We start from the raw sequence: 5,341 nt of genomic DNA, 5'->3' as shown, positions 1-5,341 counted from the left end.
GATTCGTCAACATGTCCCTCGGCAACGAGGACGACAAGCCGCCGCTCTATTCGGCTGAGTGTGTTCAGTGCCCGGAGAAGTCCGAGCCGCACGAGGAGCAGGAGAGTCCCGAACTGTGGTGCCTGATGCACGCCGGCCGTGCTCACCACTGGGAGTTCCGGGGCATCGTGACCAACTTCTTCAAAGTGACGCCCGAGGAGCACCTAGGACAGCAGTAGTTCAGACACAGCAAACGGCAGCGGTTGCCCCTCGATGATGCGGGTAAGGGGCAACCACTGCCGTTTGCTGTATTAGTAGCGGACAAGAAGCGCGTTGCTCGGCATCTTGTCCGCAAGGGAGTTGAGGTAGACCTCATCCACGGAGCATGTGACGTAAACCGTGTGACACTCCGGGGGGAGGCTTTTCAACTCTTCGGGTGTGCACAGGTACAGATCATGCCCTGGCGCTTCCGCTGACGGCTTTATCGTCATACGGAATCGCCTCATGTTGGCAAGGATGGCCTTGTACTCATGTAGCCGTGAAGCATTGAGAGTGCTAGATAATTCGCGTTGTACTCTTGGCGCTAGTTGCGACCATTGCTTACGGATCGCAGAGCCGACAATGATAGGTCTCTCTGTAAGCACGAGTACGGTACCCGGCATCTGCCGTGTATAGAGGTGCCGCGCCAAGTTGCGAGACAGTGAGTCTGTGTGCAGAGTGCGTAGTTCAATATAGGGGAGACTCATAGTTCATCCCCTTATCGTGGTCTCGCTGCCAAATCTGGCGCTGCTTGGCTATGAACTCGGCCCAGCCTTTGATTACATCCGAGACCAGATGACTGTCACACGCGAAGCGCTGCTGGCCATCTGCATCCCTAAAGCCGGCGGTCAGCGCACTGAACGGGCGTGAACGACGGCAGATGACGCAGCGGGCGGTTTTGATTGCTGGGTTTGGCCGACTGATTATGGACATGGCTACGGCCTTCCTGCAACGCTATCTGCTCGATGAATCGTGACTGTGCAGGGTTTTGAGTTGTAGTTGAGCAACATGCAAAAGGTCAGATACTTTTGGTCGTTGGAGTGGGGAATCTCATCGAATGAAGACCCCAGGTCCTTGCCAATATTAGGCTTCGTCGTCACCTTGAATCGAGGTTTTGGCTCGTCTCTTCGGTAGAGACCGACTGAGAGGGCTATGCCCTGACCAGGTTCAAGTTTAATCGGCTTGTCCAAGAAGGGTTCGGCATTCTCGTCAAAGAACGCTCCCTCATCTTTATCAATGTCTGAGTCCGGTTGAGTACTACTCATTGCGTTAGGCGGCATCCTTTCTCTGTCGAGTGAGCACAAGGCTGCACCCGTGAGTTGAGAGTTAGTGAATGGCCACGCGCTACTGGAATCCCCGCATCTTATCCAAAAGGTAGCTACACCTTGAGGACGGAAGCCAAGCAACGTTGGCTGCATTTAAGAGAATCTGTTGCTTGTTGGGCATGAAAATGCCAGACAACAAAGCTTGATGAAATGCAATAGAAGTGTTACGGTAAGTAACAAAGTGTCGTTTATTTCAGAACAGCTGTCCAAGTACATGTTATATTTTTTTGTTCAAACATGTCAACCATAATTTAATAAGGAAACATTGCACGTGGCCGACTTTTATTACTCAGCAAGAGACCTTTCATACACATATAATGTGTCTGTTCCGACCGTGTATAACTGGATTGAAGCGGCGAAAATCGGAAAGCTTGACCTTGAGCTGTACGAACACGGCGGAAGGTCATATGTTAGAAAATCCGCGTCAAACATTGCAGCACTAGAACGCATTGTAGCCGAGCGTAAGAAGTACCGGCCACGGCACGCAGTCAAGGAAATCACGCCACGCGACGAATTTTATCGAGTGTATAACGAGGCGCAAGTGTATGACATCCTCGTTGAGCTGGAAAAATATCATGAGGTGGACCTTGAGTACAATTACTTCGATGGCGGCGCTAACAACTGGCATGAGTACACCAACCGCATGGCTACCGAGGGCACGTCCAACTCAATCACTTGCACCGTTGAGCTCTTAGGTTTGAGCCTCGCATACCTCGATAAACTGTTAGCCGAATATGATCGTGTAAACCTCGTTGACATCGGGGTAGGAAACGCTTTGCCTGTACGAGGATTGATTGAGCACCTACTGAAGAGCAAGAAACTCGGCCGCTACATCGCGCTCGATATAAGCCCTGAGATGCTGCACCTTGCTGAGCGCAACATAAAGGAATGGTTCGGCGGCGAAGTCAAGTTCGAAGACTACGTGTTAGATATCAAACATGAACGCTTCGGGCACCTCCTCGCTGAGGACTACCTCAAGGATGAGCGAGTAGCGAACATCGTCCTATTTCTCGGTGGAACACCAAATAATTTCCGCGAGCCAGATGATGCATTCCGAGCCATCCACGACAGTATGCGCAAGGATGACATATTCATCAGCGCGAGCAAGCTCGACACAACGAACACCCGACGAGCAATCGACTTTAGCGCCGCGGGTGCAACGGATGCTTTGATGGACCCGATCGTACGGTTTATATTCGACATGTTGAACATTGACAAGGGTTTGTATGAGGTAGAAAAGGGCTATGACGAGGACCTAAAGCAGCGCTACCTACGCATCCGATTCACCTCAGCCGTGGCCATGACGTTTAAGTTCCAAGAAGGGAAGCAGACACTAGAGTTCAACAAGGGTGATCGCATTCTTTTCTGGCGTGCCTGGCACATGACGCCGACTGACATCGTTGAGCAACTCGAACGCAACAGCTTCTATATGCTGTACTCGCTACAGACAGTTGATCGTCAGTACATGCTGAACATCTCGCAGATCAAGCGCGACTAAGTTTCAAGATGCATTTCCATCGACCATGACTCATGCGTCATGGTCTTTTTCATTTAATGCTTGCAATGCAAGGGAACTTAGTTCATAATCCGCGGCCAGTAAGAGCTGGCTCGATATCCATTCGCGCATAGTAACGCAGAACCCTCCGGTCATATACCGGCAAGGCTTGTTCGCGTGAATCTTACGCACTTCACACATCTCTAATCACCGAAAGGGTGATGTGCTGTGCGGAAATCCCTCCGCATTGCCTCTGCCACTGCTTTGGCGTTCAGCCTCAGCATGGCCGGCATGTCAGCAACGGCTCACGCGGACACCAGCGGCCTCACGGCCAGCGCCATTCAGTCGGCGGTTGCCTCTCCTGTGGGTGGCTTCGATCTGCCGTCCACCTCTGACGGGGTGACGACGACGAGCACCGCCACTGCGGCGACTGTCGCAACGGTCGAAGGCACCACCGTCACCGTTCCTAAGACCGCCAGCAATGGCGTCCAAGTGAGCACGGGCGGTGAGCAGATCGGTATCAGCCTGCCGACTACGAGCGGCACGCAGACCGGCACCATCACGGCTCCCGGCATTGTGGCCTACCCGACCACGAGCGGCGACGTCGCCAATGCGGTGCAGACAGACGAAGCCGGCGCCGTGCGGTTCCTGACTGTCCTCAAGGACGCGGACGCGCCCGAGGAGTTCCAGTACAGCCTGGACTTGCCCGAGGGTTCCAGCATCACGAAGGAGGACGACGGCAGCCTGACGGTTCACACCCCCACCGGGGCGTACACCGTCTCGCAGCCCTGGGCACACGACGCCAACGGCCAGCATGTCTGGACGCAGTACTTCACCGACGGTGAGTCCACGATCGACCTCGTGGTCAACCACCACGGCGAGGACCTCGCGTACCCCATCACCGCGGACCCGTGGCTGTCCTGGGGCTGGAGCGGTGTCACCGTGAACTACAGCAGGAACGAGACCCGGGCCATCGGCGCCGGTTCCCTGGCCGCAGTTGGCTCCTTCTTCGGCGGCAGCGTCGGCGCGGCGTTCTTCCTCGGTGCAGGTGGGGAGTTCTGGTCCCAGTACGCCAGCCGACGCAATCTGTGCGTCTCGGTCTGGAAGTCGTACTACTCGAACTACTACTTCAGGATCTCGGTCCACGGCTGCTGAGGCGAGGTGATGTGAAGTGACGCAAGGGGCGGCATCGGGAAATCCCCGACCAACATCGATTCCGATGTCGCCCCGCACTTCACCCATCGAATTCTGAGGAATTTCTGATAAACTAATTGCAAATAAGGAGTACCCGAGTCATGTCATTCTCAACCATTAGTCTCATAGCTTTTGCAGTCATATCTGCGCTCTTAGCAGTTTCAAAGCGAACGCGACCACTCATTATCGCCTTGACGATTTTATGGCTTGCTGTCGTCGCCACTTATGATTTCACGAACAATGAGGTTGTATCTGGTCTCATGCTTCTTGTCGTTGCTGCCGGTATTGGCTTTGGAGCAGTCAGAGATCGTAAGAAGCTGATTGCCCAGATCAAGGGTTAATATATGAACGCTGTAAATGAAGAGAAGCCCGGTAGTCAGAAGGGTTCTGTCTCATATGACAGGATTGCCGATGTGCCTATGCCGGAGCCAAAACCCGAGCCTGCAAGTGAAGAACCCGAGGATGACGACTAGTCATGTCGTCTGAGAAGGATGTTACATACCGAAACAAGGAGAAGAATGCGCGATTAGAACTTGCTCACAAGGCGGCGCTTGAAGCCAACACGGTTTCTCGTACCACCTCTGGGCAATTGCTGCTAATAGCGGGGGCTATCCTGACCTTTAGTTCTGCGGCATTGAGCAACACCAGCCTGTTGATTAATCTTTCGTTCTCGTGGAAACTTTGCGTCATTATGTCATGGGGCTTCTTTGCTGCATCTGCTCTAGTCAGCATACTGTCTCTTTTCCGTGATTACCGTTTCTTCGTTTCATGGAAGACCTACCATTTCAAAGTAAGTGGACGTATAGCTGATGGGGACACGCCGAGTGGGGCCGTTGACGCGCTTAGGAGCCAACTACCCAAAGATGAAACGCCGATGTGGCCTCTCTATCTTCAGGCTTGCTTGATTTTCCTAGGTCTCCTCATGCTGTTATCGGTAATTGCCCACTCGCTTCTTACGCACCATGTCGCACAATAGGTGATCATTCGCTTTGTGATAGGAGGTTTTGCAAGGCTCTCTCTGCTTGCTGAGGCACAACCCCATTTCCCAATGCGTGAAGCTGACCACTGCGAGGTAGCCCCAAATCCGTGACATAGCCGGTGGGTAGTCCCATCAACCACTCGACAAAGGGCGAGGCTAGCCGTTGCTGTCCACGTGTCCCCAACTCAACAGGGCAGGGGGCGGGACAACCGGTTATGGCCTCCCATTTTCTGATTGCCCCTTCGTATGGTCCCCACTGGAAAGCGCCAGGTGCACCACCAGATCGTTGAGTGCTAGCCCCGTTCGCTTGGGCGTTAATCTTGCCCCCGA

General features: G+C 53.6%; 6 protein-coding genes. All 6 read left to right on the top strand.

The window, feature by feature from the left end; translation table 11 throughout:
- The coding region (locus IE312_RS19430; protein ID WP_189983466.1) for a DUF7848 domain-containing protein at nucleotides 1-218 on the top strand (218 nt) is incomplete at its 5' end.
- Between the two features lie 523 nt (nucleotides 219-741).
- Complete coding sequence (locus IE312_RS19425; RefSeq protein ID WP_189983464.1) at nucleotides 742-888, top strand: hypothetical protein; 147 nt, start codon at nucleotides 742-744, stop codon at nucleotides 886-888.
- A gap of 726 nt (nucleotides 889-1,614) precedes the next feature.
- Nucleotides 1,615-2,841, top strand: coding sequence for an L-histidine N(alpha)-methyltransferase (locus IE312_RS19420; RefSeq protein ID WP_189983462.1), 1,227 nt, complete (start codon nucleotides 1,615-1,617; stop codon nucleotides 2,839-2,841).
- Nucleotides 2,842-3,129: 288 nt separating this feature from the next.
- Nucleotides 3,130-3,993 (top strand): hypothetical protein, encoded by an 864-nt coding sequence (locus IE312_RS19415; protein ID WP_190045703.1) that lies wholly within the window; start codon nucleotides 3,130-3,132, stop codon nucleotides 3,991-3,993.
- A gap of 140 nt (nucleotides 3,994-4,133) precedes the next feature.
- Complete coding sequence (locus IE312_RS19410) at nucleotides 4,134-4,373, top strand: hypothetical protein (RefSeq protein ID WP_189983458.1); 240 nt, start codon at nucleotides 4,134-4,136, stop codon at nucleotides 4,371-4,373.
- A 134-nt stretch (nucleotides 4,374-4,507) separates the two neighbouring features.
- Entirely contained in the window at nucleotides 4,508-5,008 is a 501-nt protein-coding gene (locus IE312_RS19405; protein ID WP_189983456.1) for a hypothetical protein, read from the top strand.
- The last annotated feature ends 333 nt before the right edge of the window (nucleotides 5,009-5,341 follow it).

It is taken from the genome of Streptomyces capoamus (assembly GCF_014654935.1).
GTDB classification, from domain to species: domain Bacteria; phylum Actinomycetota; class Actinomycetes; order Streptomycetales; family Streptomycetaceae; genus Streptomyces; species Streptomyces capoamus.
Note: the sequence above shows the minus strand (reverse complement) of the source record. Positions and strands in the feature narration are given on the sequence as shown.